Annotated in this window: 26 protein-coding genes; 23 read left to right on the top strand and 3 right to left on the bottom strand. The window is 45.1% G+C overall.

Features of this window, described 5'->3' with window-relative positions; all coding sequences use genetic code 11:
• Positions 1 to 105 precede the first annotated feature (105 nt).
• The 8 genes from murA (at position 106) to GYO_RS41000 (ending at position 8,098) form a co-directional block, all read left to right on the top strand.
• Complete coding sequence (gene murA, locus GYO_RS41035) at positions 106 to 1,395, top strand: UDP-N-acetylglucosamine 1-carboxyvinyltransferase (protein ID WP_014115520.1); 1,290 nt, start codon at positions 106 to 108, stop codon at positions 1,393 to 1,395.
• A gap of 30 nt (positions 1,396 to 1,425) precedes the next feature.
• Positions 1,426 to 2,391: a class II fructose-bisphosphatase gene (glpX, locus tag GYO_RS41030; RefSeq protein ID WP_003242962.1), complete on the top strand. Its 966-nt coding sequence runs from the start codon at positions 1,426 to 1,428 to the stop codon at positions 2,389 to 2,391.
• Between the two features lie 213 nt (positions 2,392 to 2,604).
• Positions 2,605 to 2,799 carry a hypothetical protein gene (locus GYO_RS41025; protein WP_013308072.1) on the top strand — a complete coding sequence of 65 codons (195 nt, stop codon included), beginning with the start codon at positions 2,605 to 2,607 and terminating at the stop codon, positions 2,797 to 2,799.
• Positions 2,796 to 4,079 (top strand): transcription termination factor Rho, encoded by a 1,284-nt coding sequence (gene rho / locus GYO_RS41020; RefSeq protein WP_003221939.1) that lies wholly within the window; start codon positions 2,796 to 2,798, stop codon positions 4,077 to 4,079. The genes GYO_RS41025 and rho overlap by 4 nt, the downstream gene beginning before the upstream one ends.
• A 118-nt stretch (positions 4,080 to 4,197) precedes the next feature.
• Entirely contained in the window at positions 4,198 to 4,398 is a 201-nt protein-coding gene (rpmE, locus tag GYO_RS41015) for a 50S ribosomal protein L31 (RefSeq protein WP_003151132.1), read from the top strand.
• A gap of 88 nt (positions 4,399 to 4,486) precedes the next feature.
• Complete coding sequence (locus GYO_RS41010) at positions 4,487 to 5,074, top strand: thymidine kinase (RefSeq protein ID WP_014115519.1); 588 nt, start codon at positions 4,487 to 4,489, stop codon at positions 5,072 to 5,074.
• A 288-nt stretch (positions 5,075 to 5,362) separates the two neighbouring features.
• Entirely contained in the window at positions 5,363 to 7,060 is a 1,698-nt protein-coding gene (gene malS, locus GYO_RS41005; protein ID WP_014115518.1) for an oxaloacetate-decarboxylating malate dehydrogenase, read from the top strand.
• Between the two features lie 81 nt (positions 7,061 to 7,141).
• A complete protein-coding gene (locus GYO_RS41000) occupies positions 7,142 to 8,098 on the top strand; it encodes an AEC family transporter (RefSeq protein ID WP_014115517.1) in 957 nt (318 codons plus the stop codon).
• 34 nt (positions 8,099 to 8,132) lie between these two features.
• Here the strand turns inward: GYO_RS41000 and racA are convergent, their stop codons facing one another.
• A complete protein-coding gene (gene racA / locus GYO_RS40995; protein ID WP_014115516.1) occupies positions 8,133 to 8,687 on the bottom strand; it encodes a chromosome-anchoring protein RacA in 555 nt (184 codons plus the stop codon).
• Between the two features lie 121 nt (positions 8,688 to 8,808).
• The gene (gloA2, locus tag GYO_RS40990; RefSeq protein WP_014115515.1) at positions 8,809 to 9,195 is read right to left on the bottom strand and encodes an SMU1112c/YaeR family gloxylase I-like metalloprotein; all 387 of its coding nucleotides are present in this window, start codon (positions 9,193 to 9,195) and stop codon (positions 8,809 to 8,811) included.
• Between the two features lie 125 nt (positions 9,196 to 9,320).
• Here gloA2 and prfA point away from each other — a divergent pair, with 125 nt between their 5' ends.
• The 3 genes from prfA (at position 9,321) to GYO_RS40975 (ending at position 11,608) form a co-directional block, all read left to right on the top strand.
• Complete coding sequence (prfA, locus tag GYO_RS40985) at positions 9,321 to 10,391, top strand: peptide chain release factor 1 (RefSeq protein ID WP_003227645.1); 1,071 nt, start codon at positions 9,321 to 9,323, stop codon at positions 10,389 to 10,391.
• A gap of 1 nt (position 10,392) precedes the next feature.
• Positions 10,393 to 11,259 carry a peptide chain release factor N(5)-glutamine methyltransferase gene (gene prmC, locus GYO_RS40980; RefSeq protein WP_014115514.1) on the top strand — a complete coding sequence of 289 codons (867 nt, stop codon included), beginning with the start codon at positions 10,393 to 10,395 and terminating at the stop codon, positions 11,257 to 11,259.
• A gap of 61 nt (positions 11,260 to 11,320) precedes the next feature.
• Complete coding sequence (locus GYO_RS40975; RefSeq protein WP_014115513.1) at positions 11,321 to 11,608, top strand: DUF5316 family protein; 288 nt, start codon at positions 11,321 to 11,323, stop codon at positions 11,606 to 11,608.
• A 17-nt stretch (positions 11,609 to 11,625) separates the two neighbouring features.
• Here the strand turns inward: GYO_RS40975 and GYO_RS40970 are convergent, their stop codons facing one another.
• Entirely contained in the window at positions 11,626 to 11,988 is a 363-nt protein-coding gene (locus tag GYO_RS40970; RefSeq protein WP_014115512.1) for a UPF0715 family protein, read from the bottom strand.
• Between the two features lie 140 nt (positions 11,989 to 12,128).
• Here GYO_RS40970 and spoIIR point away from each other — a divergent pair, with 140 nt between their 5' ends.
• The 12 genes from spoIIR (at position 12,129) to atpE (ending at position 20,858) form a co-directional block, all read left to right on the top strand.
• On the top strand, positions 12,129 to 12,803 hold the full coding sequence (gene spoIIR / locus GYO_RS40965) for a stage II sporulation protein R (protein ID WP_041521093.1): 675 nt from the start codon (positions 12,129 to 12,131) through the stop codon (positions 12,801 to 12,803).
• Between the two features lie 66 nt (positions 12,804 to 12,869).
• Positions 12,870 to 13,313, top strand: coding sequence for a GNAT family N-acetyltransferase (locus GYO_RS40960; RefSeq protein ID WP_041521205.1), 444 nt, complete (start codon positions 12,870 to 12,872; stop codon positions 13,311 to 13,313).
• Between the two features lie 157 nt (positions 13,314 to 13,470).
• Positions 13,471 to 14,511, top strand: coding sequence for an L-threonylcarbamoyladenylate synthase (locus GYO_RS40955; RefSeq protein WP_014115510.1), 1,041 nt, complete (start codon positions 13,471 to 13,473; stop codon positions 14,509 to 14,511).
• A 78-nt stretch (positions 14,512 to 14,589) separates the two neighbouring features.
• On the top strand, positions 14,590 to 15,147 hold the full coding sequence (locus tag GYO_RS40950; RefSeq protein ID WP_014115509.1) for a manganese efflux pump MntP: 558 nt from the start codon (positions 14,590 to 14,592) through the stop codon (positions 15,145 to 15,147).
• Positions 15,148 to 15,222: 75 nt separating this feature from the next.
• Positions 15,223 to 15,675 (top strand): low molecular weight protein arginine phosphatase, encoded by a 453-nt coding sequence (locus GYO_RS40945; protein WP_014115508.1) that lies wholly within the window; start codon positions 15,223 to 15,225, stop codon positions 15,673 to 15,675.
• Positions 15,676 to 15,832: 157 nt separating this feature from the next.
• The gene (rpiB, locus tag GYO_RS40940; protein WP_014115506.1) at positions 15,833 to 16,282 is read left to right on the top strand and encodes a ribose 5-phosphate isomerase B; all 450 of its coding nucleotides are present in this window, start codon (positions 15,833 to 15,835) and stop codon (positions 16,280 to 16,282) included.
• A 12-nt stretch (positions 16,283 to 16,294) separates the two neighbouring features.
• A complete protein-coding gene (locus GYO_RS40935) occupies positions 16,295 to 16,837 on the top strand; it encodes a TIGR01440 family protein (protein WP_014115505.1) in 543 nt (180 codons plus the stop codon).
• Positions 16,838 to 17,041: 204 nt separating this feature from the next.
• The gene (glyA, locus tag GYO_RS40930) at positions 17,042 to 18,289 is read left to right on the top strand and encodes a serine hydroxymethyltransferase (protein WP_014115504.1); all 1,248 of its coding nucleotides are present in this window, start codon (positions 17,042 to 17,044) and stop codon (positions 18,287 to 18,289) included.
• A 134-nt stretch (positions 18,290 to 18,423) separates the two neighbouring features.
• Positions 18,424 to 19,053, top strand: a complete 630-nt coding sequence (gene upp / locus GYO_RS40925) for a uracil phosphoribosyltransferase (RefSeq protein WP_003227670.1) — start codon at positions 18,424 to 18,426, stop codon at positions 19,051 to 19,053.
• A 421-nt stretch (positions 19,054 to 19,474) separates the two neighbouring features.
• Complete coding sequence (gene atpI, locus GYO_RS40920; protein ID WP_014115503.1) at positions 19,475 to 19,858, top strand: ATP synthase subunit I; 384 nt, start codon at positions 19,475 to 19,477, stop codon at positions 19,856 to 19,858.
• A gap of 7 nt (positions 19,859 to 19,865) precedes the next feature.
• Positions 19,866 to 20,600, top strand: coding sequence for a F0F1 ATP synthase subunit A (gene atpB / locus GYO_RS40915; protein WP_003221896.1), 735 nt, complete (start codon positions 19,866 to 19,868; stop codon positions 20,598 to 20,600).
• A gap of 45 nt (positions 20,601 to 20,645) precedes the next feature.
• The gene (gene atpE / locus GYO_RS40910; RefSeq protein WP_003151167.1) at positions 20,646 to 20,858 is read left to right on the top strand and encodes a F0F1 ATP synthase subunit C; all 213 of its coding nucleotides are present in this window, start codon (positions 20,646 to 20,648) and stop codon (positions 20,856 to 20,858) included.
• Positions 20,859 to 20,945 lie beyond the last annotated feature (87 nt).

Raw genomic sequence — 20,945 nt, 5'->3', positions numbered from 1 at the left:
CTCTTCGAATTGGCTAGATTTTGGACATGAGCTTTATTTGCAGAGACAGAATAAAATGACATTTTATTTAGCTCCGCAGCTATCTTCTTATGGAAGGAGACTATCATGGAAAAGTTGAATATTGCCGGCGGTGACTCGTTAAACGGTACAGTACATATCAGCGGCGCTAAAAATAGTGCTGTTGCATTAATACCTGCAACCATTTTGGCAAATTCCGAGGTGACAATTGAAGGGCTTCCAGAGATTTCAGATATTGAAACGCTGCGTGACCTGTTAAAGGAAATCGGCGGCAACGTGCATTTTGAGAATGGGGAAATGGTTGTTGACCCCACGTCGATGATCAGCATGCCGCTTCCTAACGGGAAAGTAAAAAAGCTTCGCGCGTCCTATTATTTAATGGGGGCGATGCTCGGCCGCTTCAAGCAGGCCGTCATCGGATTGCCCGGCGGCTGCCACTTAGGGCCCCGTCCGATTGATCAGCATATCAAAGGCTTTGAAGCGCTAGGGGCTGAAGTGACCAATGAACAGGGTGCTATTTATTTGCGTGCTGAAAGGCTGAGAGGCGCACGTATTTATTTAGATGTCGTAAGCGTAGGGGCAACCATTAACATTATGCTTGCCGCTGTTTTGGCAGAAGGAAAAACGATCATCGAAAACGCTGCCAAGGAGCCTGAGATCATTGATGTCGCGACACTGCTTACCAGCATGGGAGCCAAAATCAAAGGTGCGGGAACCAATGTGATCCGAATTGACGGCGTGAAGGAACTGCACGGCTGCAAGCATACGATCATACCGGACAGAATTGAGGCCGGGACATTTATGATTGCAGGAGCTGCAATGGGAAAGGAAGTTATTATCGATAATGTGATTCCCACTCATCTTGAGTCGTTAACGGCAAAGCTGAGAGAAATGGGTTATCATATCGAAACAAGCGACGACCAGCTTCTCATTGTCGGCGGGCAGAAGCACTTAAAGCCGGTTGATGTCAAAACCCTTGTATACCCGGGCTTTCCGACTGATTTGCAGCAGCCGATGACGGCGCTCCTGACAAGGGCAAAAGGGACAAGCGTCGTAACAGACACCATCTACTCGGCAAGATTCAAGCACATTGATGAGCTGAGACGAATGGGTGCCAATATGAAAGTAGAAGGCAGATCTGCCATCATCACAGGTCCTGTCGAGCTTCAAGGCGCAAAAGTGAAGGCGAGCGATCTGCGTGCCGGAGCTTGTCTGGTGGTAGCCGGCCTGATGGCTGACGGCGTCACGGAAATTACGGGCCTGGAGCATATTGACCGCGGATACAGCAGCCTTGAGAAGAAGCTTGAGGGGCTTGGAGCGACAATCTGGCGTGAAAGAATGACTGACGAAGAAATAGAACAGCTTCAAAATTCATAATGGTTTCTTGTGAGAGGAGATCGTGTTGAAATGGAAAGAAGTTTATCAATGGAATTGGTACGTGTGACCGAAGCTGCGGCATTGGCATCTGCAAGATGGATGGGCCGGGGAAAAAAAGATGAGGCTGATGAAGCGGCAACGAGCGCAATGAGAGACGTTTTTGATACAGTTCCGATGAAAGGGACCGTTGTGATCGGTGAAGGCGAAATGGACGAAGCGCCGATGCTGTATATCGGGGAAAAACTCGGAAACGGGTACGGCCCGCGCGTCGATGTCGCAGTTGACCCTCTTGAAGGCACAAACATCCTAGCAAGCGGCGGCTGGAACGCACTGACGGTTATTGCGGTAGCAGACCACGGCACGCTTCTGAACGCTCCTGACATGTATATGCAAAAAATCGCAGTCGGTCCGGAAGCGGTGGGCTGCATTGATATTGAAGCACCCGTCATTGATAACCTTAAAGCGGTGGCAAAAGCGAAAAACAAGGACGTTGAGGACGTCGTTGCCACAATCTTAAACCGTGAAAGACACGCAAAAATTATTTCTGAACTTCGTGAGGCCGGCGCCAGAATCAAATTGATCAATGATGGCGATGTCGCAGGCGCCATCAACACGGCTTTCGACCACACGGGCGTTGATATCCTGTTCGGATCAGGTGGAGCTCCTGAGGGTGTGCTATCCGCTGTTGCGTTAAAAGCGCTCGGCGGAGAAATTATTGGTAAACTTCTTCCGCAAAGCGAAGAAGAAATCACACGCTGTCACAAAATGGGCCTTGATTTAAGCAAAGTCCTCCGCATGGAAGACCTTGTGAAGGGTGATGACGCGATTTTTGCAGCTACCGGTGTAACGGACGGCGAGCTGTTAAAAGGCGTTCAATTCAAAGGCTCTGTCGGCACAACTGAAAGCTTAGTTATCCGTGCAAAATCAGGCACTGTCCGCTTCGTTGACGGCAGACACAGCCTGAAAAAGAAACCAAATCTTGTAATCCGTCCATAACAAACAGAAAAAGCGGGTGTGAGCCCGCTTTTCCTTTGCAGAAAAGCGTCAACTCTATCAATTCCGTGTCAAAACCTTATTTCAGTTGAATAATTTTTTGAAATAAGGTAAAAATAAAGAGTGCTGCGAATTTTACTGCGTAATTCCTTCTTTTAAGCACTAGGAAAGTTTCAATTTCTACCGCATACAGACGATATAAGTATTGATCTTCTCATGTTTTTGTCCTCGCTTCCTTCAAAACTCATTAAGACAATCCTTTTAACAAAAGCGCCGATCATGGGTGGAAGTGTTACCGATAGAAGTTCCTTTATGTTAAAAAAAGAATGTGCTTTGGCGGATGTTGTGCAAAAGCAGCAGATTACATGTGCAAGTAAGATATTGACTATGAAAAGCGTGGTGTTTTTATGAAAGACGTATCTATTTCCTCTTTGGAAAATATGAAATTGAAAGAGCTTTATGAACTTGCAAGACATTATAAAATCTCCTACTACAGCAAACTGACAAAAAAAGAACTCATTTTCGCCATTCTGAAAGCAAATGCAGAACAGGAAGATCTGCTGTTTATGGAAGGCGTTCTTGAGATCATCCAGTCTGAAGGTTTCGGCTTCCTGAGACCGATCAACTACTCTCCAAGCTCAGAAGACATTTACATCTCAGCTTCACAAATCCGCCGTTTCGATTTGCGGAACGGAGACAAAGTATCAGGCAAGGTTCGCCCGCCAAAAGAAAATGAGCGTTACTATGGACTTTTGCACGTTGAAGCAGTAAACGGGGATGATCCCGAATCAGCAAAAGAGCGTGTGCATTTCCCGGCTCTTACACCTCTTTATCCAGACCGTCAAATGGTGCTTGAAACAAAGCCGAACTTCTTGTCTACTAGAATAATGGACATGATGGCGCCGGTTGGATTTGGACAGCGCGGTTTGATTGTTGCGCCTCCAAAAGCCGGAAAAACGATGCTGCTGAAGGAAATTGCCAACAGCATTACAGCAAACCAGCCTGAAGCAGAGCTGATCGTGCTTTTGATCGACGAAAGACCGGAGGAAGTGACCGATATCGAGCGTTCTGTAGCTGGGGATGTCGTCAGCTCAACGTTTGATGAAGTGCCGGAAAACCATATTAAAGTAGCCGAGCTTGTGCTTGAGCGCGCGATGCGTCTCGTGGAACACAAAAAAGATGTCATCATTCTGATGGACAGCATCACACGCCTTGCCCGCGCCTACAACTTAGTGATTCCGCCGAGCGGAAGAACGCTTTCCGGGGGGATTGACCCAGCAGCGTTCCACCGTCCGAAACGCTTCTTCGGGGCTGCGAGAAATATCGAAGAGGGCGGAAGCTTAACTATCCTTGCTACGGCTCTTGTTGATACAGGGTCACGTATGGATGATGTCATTTATGAAGAATTCAAGGGAACAGGCAACATGGAACTTCACCTTGACCGTTCTCTGGCAGAGCGCCGCATCTTCCCGGCCATCGATATCCGCCGTTCGGGAACGCGCAAGGAAGAGCTGCTTGTGCCTAAAGAGCACCTTGATCGTTTATGGTCTATCCGCAAAACGATGTCTGATTCACCTGATTTCGCAGAAAAATTCATGAGAAAAATGAAAAAAACCAAAACAAACCAGGAATTTTTCGATATTCTCAATCAAGAATGGAAACAGGCAAATCTATCATCTGCTAGACGATAAATTGTATTTGCAAAAGAAGTAAATCACTGATATAATTTTCTCATATGCGTTTCGGACAATGCTCCGAAATAATAACTCTGTTTCCACACGGGATTCAGGGCGGAAGGAGATGGATACAATGAAAGCAGGAATTCATCCTAATTTCAAAAAAGCAACAGTTAAATGCGCTTGCGGAAATGAATTTGAAACAGGCTCAGTAAAAGAAGAGGTACGCGTTGAGATTTGCTCTGAATGCCACCCATTCTACACTGGCCGTCAAAAATTCGCTTCTGCTGATGGTCGTGTTGATCGCTTTAACAAAAAATACGGTCTTAAGTAATAATAGATTTTTCAACAGGCAAGAAGCACTCTTGCCTGTTTTTTATATTGTCTAAAACACACAGCTGGCAGAGAGGAGAGCGAAGCCTATGTACATAATGAAACAAAGCGGGTGGCTTGAGCTGATTTGTGGCAGCATGTTCTCGGGGAAATCTGAAGAGCTGATCAGAAGAGTGAAGAGAGCGACTTACGCCAAGCAGGAAGTCAGGGTATTTAAACCTGTGATTGATCATCGATACAGCGAAGATGCTGTTGTCTCCCATAATGGAACATCCATGACGAGCTATGCCATTTCTTCTGCTGCGGACATTTGGGATCACATCAGTGAGAGTACGGATGTGATTGCGGTTGATGAAGTGCAGTTTTTTGATGAGGAAATTGTTGCGGTTTTATCATCTCTTGCCGATAAAGGCTACCGTGTGATTGCGGCGGGCCTTGATATGGATTTTAGGGGAGAGCCGTTTGGCGTCGTCCCGAGTATTATGGCGATTGCGGAAAGTGTGACGAAGCTGCAAGCCGTCTGTTCTGTCTGCGGATCACCGGCAAGCAGAACACAGCGCCTGATTGACGGTAAACCTGCTTCTTACGATGATCCGGTCATTTTGGTGGGCGCATCCGAATCGTATGAAGCAAGATGCAGACATCACCACGAAGTCCCAGGAAAATTTAAAAAATAGTCCAAAACATGGGTCTAAAGATAGAAAACACCGGCTAAAAACACCGGTGTTTTTTTTATATTCTGATAATACATAATTAAAAAATTTAATTAAGTGTATTAAAAAATTAACTAATTTTCTTCCCTTGAATTTTGATTTGGACAGGCATACAATAGCTTACGTAATGTAAATAGTTTTGAGACATTGTTCGAATAATTGTCACAAAGTCGCATAAAGATCATGATCGGTATTTTTTAGATGGGTTATTACTTAACTTGGTTAACTATTTCAAGAAAGAAGGAGATTTGCTTGAATAACATAAAAAAAACGAAAGAAGGCCACTTAGAAACAACTCTTAGAGGAAAAGAAGTTTTATCTATTCCTACTTTAAATAAAGGTGTTGCTTTTTCAATAGAAGAAAGACAAGAACTTGGCTTAGAAGGACTTCTGCCGCCAACTGTACTTTCTCTTGATCAACAAGCACAACGCGCATACGAGCAATTCCAAGCGCAGCCTGACCGCCTTCGTCAAAATGTTTACTTAAGTGATCTTGCAAACCGTAACGAAGTTCTTTTCTATAAATTGCTGAAAAACCATCTTCGCGAAATGCTTCCTGTTGTGTACACACCAACAGTTGGTGAAGCGATTCAGGAATACAGCCATGAATATAGAAGACCTCAAGGTATCTACTTGTCAATCGACAATATTGACGGTATTGAAAAAGCTTTTGAAAACCTTCATGCGACAGCAGGGGATATTGATCTGATCGTTGCTACTGACTCTGAAAGTATTCTCGGTATCGGTGACTGGGGTGTAGGCGGTATTAACATCGCAATCGGTAAATTGGCGGTTTACACTGCTGCAGCAGGCATTGACCCTAGCCGTGTTATCCCGGTAGTGCTTGATGTCGGTACAAACAACGAAAAACTTCTGAATGATCCTTTATATATTGGTAACAAGCATGAACGTGTTCAAGGCGAACGCTATGAAGCTTTCATTGACGCTTATGTAAAAGCAGCATTGAAATTCTTCCCTAAAGCGCTTCTTCACTGGGAAGACCTTGGTAACAAAAATGCACGCAATATCATGAAAAAATACAACCATGAAGTTCTTACATTTAATGATGATATCCAAGGTACAGGCGCGATCACACTCGCTGGTGTGCTTGCTGCTATGAAGAAAACTGGCGCTTCTATTAAAGATCAGCGTGTTGTTGTCTTCGGTGCTGGTTCTGCTGGTATCGGTATTGCTGACCAAATCCGTGACACAATGGTGCTTGCTGGATTATCTGAAGAAGAAGCTAACAAACGCTTCTACACAATTGATTACAGAGGCTTGCTGACTGAAGAAATCGAAGGCATCCTTGATTTCCAAAAACCTTACCTTCGCAGTACAGATGAAGTACAAGACTGGAAACGCGATGAAAAAGGCCAAATTCCATTCGATGAAGTGGTTCGCCAAGCGAAACCAACTATCTTGATTGGTACTTCAGGGGTTTCAGGTGCGTTCACAGAGGAAATTGTGAAAGAGATGGCATCTCACGTAGACCGTCCGGTTATCATGCCGATGTCTAACCCGACTCACCTTGCTGAAGCAGTTCCTGAAGATCTGTTCAAATGGACCGACGGAAAAGTGCTTATTGCAACAGGAAGCCCATTTGACAATGTAGAATACAACGGTGTTTCTTATGAAATCGGACAATCTAACAACGCATTCGCGTTCCCTGGTCTTGGACTTGGTTCAATTGTAGCTGAAGCGCGTATCATTACGCCTGCTATGTTTGCTGCAACTGCTGATGCGATTGCTGAAATGGTTGATCTTGAAACACCTGGGGCAGGATTGCTTCCAAGCATTGACAAGCTTCAAGAAGTTTCTATTCAAGTTGCAATTGCCGTTGCTGAAGCAGCAATTAAAGACGGCGTAGCAAATCGTCAGCCTGAAGATGTGAAACAAGCGGTTCTTGATGCAATGTGGACACCGGAATACAAAAAAGTCATCGCGAAATAATTAGCGAGTAAATTTTTTCGTCCGAGGGAAAGCTTTTTGTAAAGCTAAAGTATACGGACATAGGATTTGGAGGAGAATATTTTGAGCATCTTAGATATCTTAATCCTCCTGGCGCCGATTTTCTTTGTTATCGTGCTGGGTTGGTTTGCAGGACATTTTGGAAGTTATGATGCCAAGTCGGCAAAAGGGGTAAGTACGTTAGTAACGAAATACGCACTTCCAGCTCACTTTATCGCTGGTATTTTGACAACTTCCAGAAGTGAATTTTTATCTCAAATTCCATTAATGGTTTCTTTAATTATTGGGATTGTTGGTTTCTATATCGTTATTTTATTGCTTTGCAGATTTGTGTTTAAATATGATTTAACGAACTCATCCGTATTTTCTTTGAACTCTGCACAGCCGACATTCGCATTTATGGGTATTCCTGTACTGGGAAGCTTGTTCGGTGCGCAAGAGGTTGCGATTCCGATCGCGGTTACAGGTATCGTTGTTAATGCGATTCTTGATCCGCTTGCGATTATTGTTGCTACTGTTGGTGAGTCTTCTAAGAAAAACGAAGAGGGCGGCGACAGCTTCTGGAAGATGACAGGAAAATCAATCCTGCACGGTCTTTCTGAGCCGCTTGCAGCTGCTCCGTTAATCAGTATGATCTTAGTGCTTTGCGGGGTCACTCTTCCTGAGCTGGGTGTTAAAATGCTCGATCAGCTTGGAAGCACAACATCTGGTGTTGCTCTCTTTGCTGTCGGTGTTACCGTTGGTATCCGCAGTATCAAACTCAGCGTACCGGCATTTGGTATTGCGTTACTCAAAGTTGCGGTTCAGCCTGCGTTAATGTTCCTGATTGCTCTTGCAGTCGGACTTCCAGCTGACCAAACAACAAAAGCAATCCTTCTTGTTGCATTCCCTGGTTCTGCTGTTGCGGCCATGATTGCAACTCGTTTCGAGAAACAAGAGGAAGAAACAGCTTCTGCGTTTGTGATCAGTGCGATTCTGTCATTGATTTCACTTCCGATCATTATCGCGCTTACTGCGTGATCAAAAAAGCTCCCTTTACGGGGAGCTTTTTGCTTTAGGTTTGAAATTTGAACAGTGATAGCAGCGGTTTTTTTCTTGTTTTGGTTTTTTCAGAAGCAGCAGCAGTCTCGGGGATCGGCTGAGCGGTGAATTCTTTCATTTGTGAGGTCAGTGATTGCAGGTCTGCAAGGATGTCATCAATTTCTCTGCGGTGCTGAAGCAGCTGATAAGATACACCCTCATCGGCTTTTTGTTTCAGCTGGCGTTCCAGTTCCGAAATCCTTGTCAGCAGTTCAGTTTCGTCCTGCCTTTGCTGTAATAGGGTGTCCAGCTTCTGTTCGAGCTGTTCGATTCGCCGTTCTGTATCGCCATTTGTTTTTTGGACAATGAAGCCTGTGCGCTTTTTAGTGCTATGCGGCACATGAATATCCTGAATCGCCGTGCCTTCAGAGATTTGTTTTTGAACAGATTTTAGAACCTTCACGTCTTCTGTAGTGAACGAGTAGTGCCCGAGCTCATTGCGTTCGGTCGGAAGATTCAGCTGCTTCACCCATCGCTGCACCGTTTTTGCGGAGACGCCGAGTTCACTTGCTACCATATTTGTATTCATGATCCCATACCTCCTTTTTAGCTAGGTATTCGACCATAGAATGCGGTTCCCTTCTTGTTAGACAAAACAAGAAAAGATTCGGCAAAGAAAGTGGGTATCTCCTTTTTTTCTTCAAAAACCGTTATTGTTCATACAGCTCTAAAGGAAGCTGGTCAGGATCAAAAAAGAAGGTGAACCTCTTTCCGGTCAGCGGATCTGTTCTGATCGGCTCTGTTTCGATTCCTTTTTCATGAAGCTCCTGAACGGCCTCATCCAAGTTGCCGACTGTGAAGGCGAGGTGGCGCAGGCCTGCAGCTTCAGGCCGTGTTTGGCGTGCGGGCGGATCGGGAAACGAGAACAGCTCAATGACATACGAGCCGTTAAGTGACAAATCAAGCTTATAGGAACCGCGGTCTTCGCGGTACGTTTCTTGAATTACCTGAAAACCGAGCTTATGTACGTAGAAAGCTTTCGACTTTTCATAATCTGAACATATGATTGCAATATGATGTATGGATTTCAGCAACATCATCCCTCCTTGATTCCCAGTATAGCAGAGAAGGCTTTTCCAGCTGGGATTGAAATGCTTTTGACTGGGGGTAAGCACTATACTATAATGAGAATGTTACGCACAGGAAAACAGAGGTGAAGACCGTGTTAGACCGTTTAAAGTCAATCGAAGAACGATACGAAAAATTAAATGAGCTTTTAAGCGATCCAGAAGTAGTAAATGATCCGAAAAAGCTAAGAGAATATTCAAAAGAGCAATCTGATATACAAGAAACAGTTGACGTATATAGACAATACAGAGATGCGTCAGAACAGCTGGCTGATGCAAAAGCGATGCTTGAAGAGAAGCTGGACGCTGAGATGCGCGACATGGTGAAGGAAGAGATTTCTGAACTTCAGAAGGAAACGGAAACACTGTCAGAACGCCTGAAAGTGCTCCTGATCCCGAAAGATCCTAATGACGACAAAAACGTTATCATGGAGATCCGCGGAGCTGCGGGAGGCGAGGAAGCCGCTTTATTCGCGGGTAACCTGTATAGAATGTATTCCCGTTATGCCGAGCTGCAAGGCTGGAAAACAGAGGTCATGGAAGCGAATGTAACCGGAACGGGCGGCTACAAAGAGATCATCTTTATGATTACGGGAAGCGGCGCATATTCTAAACTCAAATATGAAAACGGCGCCCACCGCGTACAGCGTGTTCCTGAAACAGAATCAGGCGGCCGTATCCATACATCTACTGCAACAGTAGCATGTCTTCCTGAGGCAGAAGAGGTAGAGGTTGACATTCATGAGAAGGATATCCGTGTTGATACGTTTGCATCAAGCGGACCGGGCGGACAAAGCGTTAACACAACAATGTCTGCCGTTCGTCTGACGCACTTGCCGACAGGTGTTGTTGTCTCGTGCCAGGATGAAAAATCTCAAATCAAGAACAAAGAAAAAGCAATGAAGGTTCTCCGTGCCAGAATCTACGATAAATTTCAGCAGGAAGCCCAGGCTGAATATGATCAAACACGGAAATCAGCAGTCGGATCAGGTGACCGCTCTGAACGTATCCGCACATACAACTTCCCGCAAAACCGTGTGACGGATCACAGAATCGGCCTGACGATTCAAAAGCTTGATCAGATTCTTGAAGGAAAACTTGACGAAGTGGTTGAAGCGCTGATCGTTGAAGATCAGGCAAGCAAGCTTCAGCAGTCGGAAGGTTAAGATGAAGACGATATTTGAAGCCCTGAAATGGGCTTCTTCTTATTTAACCGAAGCGGGAAGAGAAGAAAATGCGGCCGAGCTTCTTTTGCTTTATGATACCGGAATGGACAGAAGCAAGCTGCTCGCCAGCTTACAGGAACCGATTGGCGAAGACGAACTGTATCGCTTTAAGCGTCACGTTGAGATGCATAAAGAGGGCGTGCCGGTTCAGTACATTATCGGAAAAGAGTTTTTTTACGGACGGGAATTTATGGTGAATGATGATGTGCTGATCCCACGGCCGGAAACAGAAGAGGTTGTCTATCATCTGCTTGAAAAATATCGGCATGTCTTTTCTGAAGACAGCAGGCTCGAAGTCGTTGACGTCGGTACAGGGAGCGGCGCGATAGCCGTCACGCTTGCGCTTGAAAACAAAAACTTTTCTGTGTCGGCTGTCGATATCTCGAAAGAGGCGCTGCAAGTCGCCTCCGCCAATGCGGAAACGCTCGGAGCAGATGTGCGCTTTTATCAGGGCGATCTGCTTGAGCCTTTTATTAAGGCGGGCAAAAAAGCGGATATTGTCGTCTCGAATCCTCCTTATATTTCAGAAGAAGAAATGGCTGATCTATCAGAGATTGTCCGTTTTCATGAGCCGCTGCACGCTCTCACCGATGGCGGAGACGGGCTGAAATTCTATAAGCGGTTTATGGAAGACCTCTCGCTTGTCATGAAGGATAAAGTGTTTGTCGTTTTTGAAATCGGATGGAAACAGGGCGCAGCGGTCAAAGAGCTGATCCTCAAGGCGTTTAAGGGTGCGGAAGTGGAAGTGCTGAAAGATATTAACGGAAAAGACAGAACCATATGCGCCGTGATTCATAAAGATATATAAGCAGCTTGCTGGCGAGTTGATGAATCAAGCTGTGTTAACACCGGCAAAGGGGATGTAAAAGATGAAAAAAGCCCTGGCAGCAGGAATCTTGCTCATTGCGATTGAGAGCATGGTTGGCACTATTTTTCCGCAGGCTCTTTCATATGAAACGCTGTTTGGCGTTGCGTCTCTCGTTTTGATTGGGCTTGCGATCATCACATCGGGTTTGGCTGTAAGCGGAAGCGATCAGCGGGCAAACTACCATTCAGAAACCAAAGAAGGCCGTACAGCCCGCTTGAAAATGGCGGCTGCTTTCTTTGTTGCGGCGATACCTTCTATTCTATGTTATTTGCTGACGGTTTTGTTTTAATGAAAAAGGAAGCCTCTTTAGGCTTCCTTTTTTTGCAGTAAAACAGAATCCCATATCCAATAGACAAGAGCTGTTAATACAGCGAAGATGTAAAAGGCTGTATTTTGAAACAGAGATTGTCCCGAAGGCTGCAACACGCCGAAAATGATTGCGTTGGCAATAAAAGCCGCAATAAGGTAATACAGCAGATACAAAGGGCTGAACCGTTTCGGTTTTTTATTCATCATGAATTGAAGCGGCAGCGCAAATACCAAATAAGGAAACAGAAAATAAAATGCCATCGTGATGACAGCGGCAATGATAAACGAATGAATATAGATAATCGAATAAAGAACCGACATCGTGAATGCTGATAACAGCACTGTATAATTATATTTCATTTTAAACCTCCTAAAACACTATCGTACCATAAATTAGATTAACAGCTTGCTAGATTTTTTTCACCCTGTACGTTTACCTTAGGCTCTCCTTGTCCATAATAGGGCTAGAAACAAAGCACGGAGAGGAACGGTGGGGACCGATGAAAAAAACAGTAATCATATGTATATATATCTTTCTTTTATTATCCGGAGCGCTTGTAGGGCTGGCAAAAGAGGAGACGGCACAGCGATCAGAAAATCAGCCGGTGGTCATACCGGATCAGGCGATTCGCCTGAGAATATTAGCAAATAGCGACAGTGACAAAGATCAGCAATTAAAACGTCATATAAGAGACGCAGTGAATAAAGAAATCACAACTTGGGTAAAAGATATTACTTCTATTGAAGAAGCACGGCGTGTGATTCGCTCAAAGCTCCCTGAAATCAAAGCAATTGCAAAGGAAACAATGGAGAAAGAAGGAGCGAACCAATCGATATCCGTTGATTTTGACAAAATCTCATTTCCGACAAAGCTTTACGGCAACATGGTATATCCGGCTGGTGAGTATGAAGCGATTCTGATTACGCTTGGAAACGGTGATGGCGCCAACTGGTGGTGTGTGCTGTTCCCACCTCTCTGCTTTCTCGATTTTTCTAACGGGGAAGCCGTCAAAGAACAAGAAGATAAAGAAGCCTCAAAAAAGCAGACTGAAAAAGTGCTTGAGGACGTAACCGCTAAAGCGGAAAAAGCCAAAAAAGCAGAGAAAGAAGAGAAGGAAGACGGCACAGAAGTGAAATTCTTCTTAGTCGAATGGATTTCCGACCTTTTTTCCTAAACACCTGGTCTAAAAATAGATTTGCCTCATAGATTGGAAGAAAGAATGCAAAAACGGGGTGAACGGATGTTTTATCAACTGCGGGTGGCAAGGGAAAAAGACGGAGACGTGCTCGAGGAATTTTTAAAACAGGCGAAAACCAATCATGAAGGCGTGAAAGAAGGCTTCACCCAGTTTCTTATGCTGGAGGACAGCGAGAAAAACATTGCCGGATGTCTCGGAATTGAAAAAATAAGCTGTGATCAAGGGCTGCTGCGATCACTTGTGATATCGGACAAGCTTCACCAAGGCCATGTTGTGACGCTCTTTCAGAGCATGGAGCTGCTGTGCGAAAAGCACCAGATCAAAACAGTATATTTAATAGCGAATCAGCATTCCTCTGCTGACTTCCTGGCGGCACTGGGATTTGAACCAGCTGAAAGCGTACCTGAAGAGCTGTTTTCTTCTGATCACTTCTGTGAATCGCGGCAAACCGAAGGGGCCGTCTTGATGAAAAAAGCGTCTGGATAAGTGTGATTTATACACATGCTTATCCACTTCTTCATTAGCGTTGTCCACAATTTGTGGATAACGCTTGTTTTATTACAGGACATCTTTTATACTTTCAAAAGGATTACACGCGTAAAACAATCGTTTTATTGTTGTGAATAAGGAGTTTGGTCAGAAAATGAAAACGAAAAGATGGTTTGTGGATGTAACTGGCGAGTTATCCACAAATGATCCACAAATTGCACAAGCAGCTGCTTTGCTTCGGGAAAATGAGGTCGTTGCGTTCCCGACAGAAACGGTATACGGTCTCGGCGCAAACGCGAAAAACACAGATGCTGTCAAAAAAATATATGAGGCAAAAGGGCGGCCGAGCGATAACCCCCTGATTGTCCACATTGCGGACATCGGTCAGCTGAACGGTTTAACGGGTCCGGCGCCCGAAAAGGCGAAAACATTGATGAAACGGTTTTGGCCTGGAGCACTTACGCTCATTCTGCCCTGCAAATCTGGTGCGCTCTCACCTCGTGTAACGGCAGGGCTTGAAACGGTTGCCATTAGGATGCCGGATCATCCGCTTGCCCTAGCATTGATTCGCGAGTCGGGTTTGCCGATTGCGGCACCTAGCGCCAATCTATCAGGCAAGCCAAGTCCGACAAAGGCGGAACATGTGGCTCACGACTTGGATGGCCGAATAGCTGGAATTATGGACGGAGGCCCTACTGGGATTGGGGTCGAATCAACCGTACTTTCATGTGCAGGCGACATCCCTGTTCTCCTGCGCCCGGGTGGCATTACAAAAGAACAAATTGAAGCGGAGATCGGGCCGATCCTTGTGGATAAAGGACTCAGCGATCAAAATGAGAAGCCGATTTCTCCAGGGATGAAATATACACATTATGCGCCGACAGCGCCGCTTGCTATTTGCGAAGGCGGTCCAGAGCGCATTCAGCATCTCATTCAAGAATATCAACAGGGCGGCAGACGGGTCGGTGTCCTGACGACAGAAGAAAACGCGGGTGTTTATTCCGCTGATTATGTGAAGAGCTGCGGCAGACGGGCTCAGCTTGAGACTGTTGCGGCTGCGCTGTACGATGCTTTACGCAGCTTCGATGAGAATAAGGTGGATTTTATTATCGCGGAATCCTTTCCAGACACGGGCGTGGGTCTCGCCATTATGAACAGGCTGATGAAAGCCGCCGGAGGAAGAGTGATTCGCTGAACACAGTCAGATGTTCTAACCCTTTTTGGACACGCATAGGCTAAAAAAGCGGGGCGTGTCCAAGGGGGTTATTCATGTATGTCGGATTTGTTCATAGGCGAACTGATTACTTTAAGCATCATGGCGTTTGCTTTAGGGATGGATGCTTTTTCTGTCGGTCTCGGAATGGGCATGGTCAAACTCAGGAAAAAGCAGATATTCTATATTGGTTTCATCATCGGCCTCTTCCACGTCATCATGCCTCTCGGGGGGATGGCGGCCGGTAACATGCTGTCAGGGCTCCTCGGTGTGTTAGCGGTTTATATCGGGGGTTCGCTGCTATTTGTTCTGGGGGTTCAAATGCTTATGGCCTCTTTTAAACAGTCAGAAGAACGATTCATGTCGCCGACAGGGCCGGGCTTATTGCTGTTTGCCATCGGCGTCAGCCTTGACAGCTTCTCCGTCGGTTTGAGCTTGGGGATATACGGATCACATCCGCTCCTTACAATTACCCTGTTCGGGCTTTTCAGCATGATTTTGACATGGCTGGGCCTGCTGATCGGAAAACAAGTGCAGTCATGGCTTGGCACATACAGCGAAGCGCTCGGGGGCATCATATTAATCGTATTCGGCCTAAAGTTGCTTTTGCCAATTTAATATACCAATAAAAGAAACGAAGTCGCCGTTTCTTTTTTCTTCATATATAATAGAGAAAAATAAGGGGTGACTGACATGAATATTATTTTTGTCTGTACTGGAAATACGTGCCGCAGCCCAATGGCTGAGGCGCTTTTTAAATCAATTGCAGAAACGGAAGGGCTGAATGTCAGTGTCCGCTCGGCAGGCGTGTTTGCTTCGCCTAATGGGAGAGCGACGCCTCAAGCGGTCGAAGCGCTGTTTGAAAAACACATTGCCCTGAATCATGTGTCTTCTCCATTAACTGAAGAACATATGAAATCAGCTGATTTGATTCTGGCTATGACCCATCAGCACAAACAGATCATTGCCAGCCAATTTGGACGTTATCGTGATAAAGTGTTTACGCTAAAAGAATATGCCACAGGCAGCCATGGGGATGTCATCGATCCGTTCGGCGGTTCAATTGACATCTATAAACAAACGAGAGATGAGCTTGAAGAGCTTCTTCGGCAGCTGGCAAAACAACTGAAAAAAGACGGTAGGTAAGTTGTCAGAAAATCTGCAAACAGGTCATTTGCAAATCCTGCGTGAAGGAGTAGAATATAGTGAAAAGCACATCATATGGTGTGAATGAAAGAGCGGACAGGCTGCGCGGTCAACATAGCGGGCGGGGCCGTATCACACACGCTGGGAGGAAAAGCAGATGAAAGTAGCCATAGCATCGGATCATGGCGGCGTTCACATTCGAAATGAAATCAAAGAGTTAATGGACGAATTGCAAATTGAATATATTGATATGGGCTGTGACTGTGGCAGCGGATCTGTCGATTATCCGGATTATGCTTTTCCGGTGGCCGAAAAAGTGGTTAGAGGCGAAGTTGACAGAGGGATTTTAATTTGCGGGACAGGTATTGGCATGAGCATTTCCGCCAATAAAGTCAAAGGCATCCGCTGCGCGCTGGCGCACGATACATTCAGCGCAAAGGCGACGAGAGAGCATAATGATACAAACATCCTCGCGATGGGTGAACGAGTGATCGGCCCCGGTTTGGCGCGGGAAATTGCGAAAATCTGGCTGACCACTGAGTTTACCGGCGGAAGACATCAAACCCGTATTGGAAAAATCTCAGATTATGAAGAGAAAAACCTGTAGGGGTGCTGTTCAATGAATGAGATCAAGCAAACGTGGAGTACGATGCTGTCTGAATTTCAGGAACAAGCGGGATTGAAACAAGATCAGCTCTTTGTCCTTGGATGCAGCACGAGCGAAGTGGCCGGCAGCCGGATCGGAACATCGGGCAATGTAGACATCGCGGAAAGCATCTATAGCGGGCTTGCCGAGCTTAAGGAAAAAACGGGAATCCATCTCGCGTTTCAATGCTGTGAGCATTTGAATAGAGCACTTGTCATCGAGGAAGAAACGGCCCGGCTGTTAAGGCTTCCAACCGTTTCTGCCGTACCCGTTCCGAAAGCGGGCGGGGCGATGGCTTCTTATGCGTTTAAGCAGATGAAGTCTCCTGTTCTTGTCGAAACCATTCAGGCTGATGCCGGGATAGACATCGGCGATACGTTTATCGGCATGCATCTGAAGCCGGTGGCTGTCCCTGTACGAGTCTCTCAAAACAGTCTAGGTGCAGCCCATGTGACATTAGCGCGTACGCGGCCGAAACTGATCGGCGGAGTACGGGCCGTTTATGAGTGCGAATGAAAGGACTGCATGCCAGTCTTTTCTTTTGTTTTAAGGAAGAAAATAAATTCCGAACTTTAACTTAAATTTAAGTTATTAATATTCGTTTTTACCAATAAAAGTTTTGATTTTTTAAAAATAATCTTTTACATTGGCCTAAAAAACCATGTACAATAGTGGTGGTAAAAACAAAGAACAGGATACGGATAGGAGAGGATCTCGCTGATGAAACATTTACCTGCGCAAGACGAACAAGTGTTTAACGCCATTAAAAATGAGCGTGAACGCCAACAGACTAAGATCGAATTGATTGCTTCTGAGAACTTTGTAAGTGAAGCGGTTATGGAAGCACAAGGATCTGTTTTGACAAATAAATACGCTGAGGGATATCCGGGCAAACGCTACTATGGCGGATGTGAGCACGTCGATGTCGTTGAAGATATCGCTCGTGACCGCGCGAAGGAGATCTTTGGAGCGGAGCATGTAAACGTTCAGCCGCATTCAGGCGCACAAGCAAACATGGCAGTGTACTTCACGATTTTGGAGCAAGGCGATACTGTACTTGGGATGAACCTCTCCCACGGCGGCCATTTAACACACGGAAGTCCAGTCAACTTCAGCGGTGTTCAATATAACTTTGTTGAGTACGGCGTAGATAAAGAAACTCAATATATTGATTACGATGACGTGCGTGAAAAAGCCCTCGCTCATAAGCCGAAGCTTATCGTAGCAGGAGCAAGTGCGTATCCTCGTACAATCGACTTTAAAAAATTCCGTGAAATTGCTGATGAAGTCGGCGCTTACTTCATGGTGGATATGGCGCATATCGCAGGACTTGTTGCGGCAGGCCTTCATCCGAACCCGGTTCCTTACGCTGATTTCGTGACAACAACAACACATAAAACACTTCGCGGACCTCGCGGCGGTATGATCCTTTGCCGTGAAGAGTTCGGCAAGAAAATTGATAAATCAATCTTCCCTGGAATTCAAGGCGGCCCGCTGATGCACGTTATTGCCGCAAAAGCAGTTTCATTCGGCGAAGTATTGCAGGACGATTTCAAAACATATGCACAAAACGTTATTTCAAATGCAAAACGCTTGGCTGAAGCGTTAACGAAAGAGGACATCCAGCTCGTTTCAGGCGGAACTGACAACCACCTTATCCTTGTTGACCTTCGTTCTCTCGGACTGACTGGTAAGGTTGCGGAGCACGTGCTTGATGAAATCGGTATTACGTCTAACAAAAACGCAATCCCATACGATCCGGAAAAACCTTTCGTAACAAGCGGTATCCGTCTTGGTACAGCTGCTGTGACAAGCCGCGGTTTTGACGGAGACGCATTGGATGAAGTCGGTGCCATCATTGGGCTTGCATTGAAAAACCACGAAGATGAAGGAAAACTAGAAGAAGCGAGACAGCGTGTAGCTGCTCTGACTGACAAATTTCCTCTATATAAAGAATTAGATTACTAAGATCCTAAAACCCGCTCGGGCCAATGCCCGGCGGGTTTTTTGACGATGTTCTTGAAACTCCATGTCTTTTTTTGTAGAATCAATAGAAGTGTGTAATTGTTGATGGGACAATAAAAAAGGAGCTGAAACACAGTATGGGAAAGGTTTATGTATTTGATCATCCTTTAATTCAGCACAAGCTGACATATATACGGAATGAAAATACAGGTACGAAGGATTTTAGAGAGCTTGTAGACGAAGTAGCCACTCTTATGGCGTTTGAAATTACCCGCGATCTTCCTTTAGAAGAAGTGGATATCAATACACCGGTTCAGGCTGCGAAATCGAAAGTCATCTCAGGGAAAAAACTTGGAGTGGTTCCTATCCTCAGAGCGGGATTGGGAATGGTTGACGGTATCTTAAAACTGATTCCTGCAGCAAAAGTGGGACATGTCGGCCTGTACCGTGATCCTGAAACCTTAAAACCCGTGGAATACTATGTCAAGCTTCCTTCTGACGTGGAAGAGCGTGAATTCATCGTGGTTGACCCGATGCTGGCCACAGGCGGTTCCGCAGTTGAAGCTATTCACAGCCTCAAAAAGCGCGGTGCGAAAAATATTCGTTTCATGTGTCTTGTAGCGGCACCGGAGGGTGTGGAAGAATTGCAGAAGCATCATTCAGACGTGGATATTTACATCGCGGCACTTGATGAAAAACTAAATGAAAAAGGTTATATTGTTCCAGGTCTCGGAGACGCGGGAGACCGTATGTTTGGAACAAAATAAAAAAAGAAAACCCCCAAAAAGGGTTTTCTTTTTTTATCCAGTTATTTGCTATTCGGTCAATTTGTATACAATTATAGGTGAAAATGTGAACATTCTGTGGAGGCGTACAGTATAAAAAGTTTTTTAACTTTAAACAGATTGACACATGTTAGGGGCTATTGTATGCTAAACGAGGGTATTATGAGAAGGTTTTCATAGCTTTCATTATAGTCCTCATCCTCAATGTAAATCCTCTCAGTAAACCCGTATTATGAGGATTTATTTAAGCGAATGAAACAGCATCCTTGCAAGGCTTGCGGATGAATGATTTTTTCGAACAGGCCCGTTTTGCCGGTCAAAAAAGGTCTTCTACTAGGGTTAACCGCTGATTTATGCCGTATCTAAGCTATACATTATTTTTTCATCAGGAGACAGATAATTGATGGACGATCCCAAGCTTACATTTAGCAGACAACGTAAATATCTATTGTTCATTTTGGCAGTGTATGTACTGGGTTATGGTTTAACAGCGTATAAAACCGTTTTTTTAGGCCTTATTCTGGGAACTGTTTTCAGTTTGTTTAATTTTTTACTGCTCGTCAGGAGAATGAACGCTTTTGACAGAGCCGTTGAGAAAGGGAAGTCCATACGATCTCTTGGGAGCGCAGCGCGGTGGTGCAATGCGATTCTTGCTGTGGCTGTTGCCTATAAAAATCCCGAGCATTTTCATATGGCAAGTACAGTTATTGGATTAATGACAATATACCCTGTCATTATGATAGATTCCTTTATCCAGCTTAAACGTTCATCAATGGAAGAGAGGTGAAAACCCTTTGAATCATGAATACAGAACTATTGAATTTCTAGGTCTTACTTTTAATCTGACAAACATTCTGATGATTACTGTGGCGAGTGTAATTGTTTTATTGATTGCTATATTAACGACAAGAACGCTTTCGATCCGTCCCGGAAAAGCCCAGAATTTTATGGAATGGGTTGTGGATTTCGTCCGCAATATTATCGGCAGTACAATGGATTTGAAAACAGGGGCTAACTTCTTGGCACTTGGTGTCACATTGCTGATGTACATATTTGTGTCGAATATGCTGGGGCTGCCGTTCTCTATTACAATCGGACATGAGCTCTGGTGGAAATCTCCGACAGCCGATCCTGCCATTACATTAACGCTAGCCGTGATGGTTGTTGCTTTAACTCACTACTATGGTGTGAAGATGAAAGGGCTCAAGGAATATTCCAAAGACTATTTAAGACCTGTTCCATTCATGCTCCCGATGAAAATCATCGAAGAGTTTGCGAATACGCTGACTCTCGGTTTGCGGCTTTATGGTAACATCTTCGCCGGTGAGATTCTTCTCGGCCTGCTTGCGGGATTAGCGACAAGCCATTACTCACAAAGCGTGGCTCTCGGTCTTGTTGGTACAATCGGCGCCATTCTGCCAATGCTGGCATGGCAAGCATTCAGTTTATTTATAGGTGCCATCCAAGCGTTTATCTTTACAATGCTGACGATGGTGTACATGTCTCATAAAATCAGTCATGATCATTAAAACATTATATCCAAACGGATAACATTTTAAAGGAGGAACTTTTTCATGAATTTAATAGCAGCTGCGATTGCAATTGGTTTAGGTGCACTTGGTGCAGGTATTGGTAACGGTTTGATTGTTTCACGTACGGTAGAGGGGATTGCCCGTCAGCCGGAAGCAGGTAAAGAACTTAGAACTCTTATGTTCATGGGTATCGCATTAGTTGAAGCCCTTCCTATTATCGCTGTCGTTATCGCATTCTTAGCGTTCTTTGGCTAAGCATAAAAGCCTTATATGAACTAAAAATGGCGAAGATCATTCCAAGAGAACCTTCGCCATTGCTTTATGTCTGATAAGCATCCCGCC

Source organism: Bacillus spizizenii TU-B-10 (assembly GCF_000227465.1).
In the GTDB taxonomy this organism is placed as follows: domain Bacteria; phylum Bacillota; class Bacilli; order Bacillales; family Bacillaceae; genus Bacillus; species Bacillus spizizenii.
This window is presented reverse-complemented; position numbering and strand designations above follow the sequence as displayed.

Bases quoted from the DNA above. Each gene is read 5' to 3' on its own strand.
- gloA2 (WP_014115515.1), bottom strand. From the start codon at position 9,195: ATGTTGCTGAAATCCATACATCATATTGCAATCATATGTTCAGATTAT.
- glpX (WP_003242962.1), top strand. From the start codon at position 1,426: ATGGAAAGAAGTTTATCAATGGAATTGGTACGTGTGACCGAAGCTGCG.
- glyA (WP_014115504.1), top strand. From the start codon at position 17,042: ATGAAACATTTACCTGCGCAAGACGAACAAGTGTTTAACGCCATTAAA.
- GYO_RS40935 (WP_014115505.1), top strand. From the start codon at position 16,295: ATGAATGAGATCAAGCAAACGTGGAGTACGATGCTGTCTGAATTTCAG.
- GYO_RS41010 (WP_014115519.1), top strand. From the start codon at position 4,487: ATGTACATAATGAAACAAAGCGGGTGGCTTGAGCTGATTTGTGGCAGC.
- rpmE (WP_003151132.1), top strand. From the start codon at position 4,198: ATGAAAGCAGGAATTCATCCTAATTTCAAAAAAGCAACAGTTAAATGC.
- GYO_RS40970 (WP_014115512.1), bottom strand. From the start codon at position 11,988: ATGAAATATAATTATACAGTGCTGTTATCAGCATTCACGATGTCGGTT.
- GYO_RS40945 (WP_014115508.1), top strand. From the start codon at position 15,223: ATGAATATTATTTTTGTCTGTACTGGAAATACGTGCCGCAGCCCAATG.
- racA (WP_014115516.1), bottom strand. From the start codon at position 8,687: ATGAATACAAATATGGTAGCAAGTGAACTCGGCGTCTCCGCAAAAACG.
- GYO_RS40950 (WP_014115509.1), top strand. From the start codon at position 14,590: ATGTCGGATTTGTTCATAGGCGAACTGATTACTTTAAGCATCATGGCG.
- prmC (WP_014115514.1), top strand. From the start codon at position 10,393: ATGAAGACGATATTTGAAGCCCTGAAATGGGCTTCTTCTTATTTAACC.
- atpI (WP_014115503.1), top strand. From the start codon at position 19,475: ATGGACGATCCCAAGCTTACATTTAGCAGACAACGTAAATATCTATTG.
- GYO_RS41025 (WP_013308072.1), top strand. From the start codon at position 2,605: ATGTTTTTGTCCTCGCTTCCTTCAAAACTCATTAAGACAATCCTTTTA.
- GYO_RS40960 (WP_041521205.1), top strand. From the start codon at position 12,870: ATGTTTTATCAACTGCGGGTGGCAAGGGAAAAAGACGGAGACGTGCTC.
- rpiB (WP_014115506.1), top strand. From the start codon at position 15,833: ATGAAAGTAGCCATAGCATCGGATCATGGCGGCGTTCACATTCGAAAT.
- murA (WP_014115520.1), top strand. From the start codon at position 106: ATGGAAAAGTTGAATATTGCCGGCGGTGACTCGTTAAACGGTACAGTA.
- atpE (WP_003151167.1), top strand. From the start codon at position 20,646: ATGAATTTAATAGCAGCTGCGATTGCAATTGGTTTAGGTGCACTTGGT.
- rho (WP_003221939.1), top strand. From the start codon at position 2,796: ATGAAAGACGTATCTATTTCCTCTTTGGAAAATATGAAATTGAAAGAG.
- GYO_RS40975 (WP_014115513.1), top strand. From the start codon at position 11,321: ATGAAAAAAGCCCTGGCAGCAGGAATCTTGCTCATTGCGATTGAGAGC.
- upp (WP_003227670.1), top strand. From the start codon at position 18,424: ATGGGAAAGGTTTATGTATTTGATCATCCTTTAATTCAGCACAAGCTG.
- GYO_RS40955 (WP_014115510.1), top strand. From the start codon at position 13,471: ATGAAAACGAAAAGATGGTTTGTGGATGTAACTGGCGAGTTATCCACA.
- spoIIR (WP_041521093.1), top strand. From the start codon at position 12,129: ATGAAAAAAACAGTAATCATATGTATATATATCTTTCTTTTATTATCC.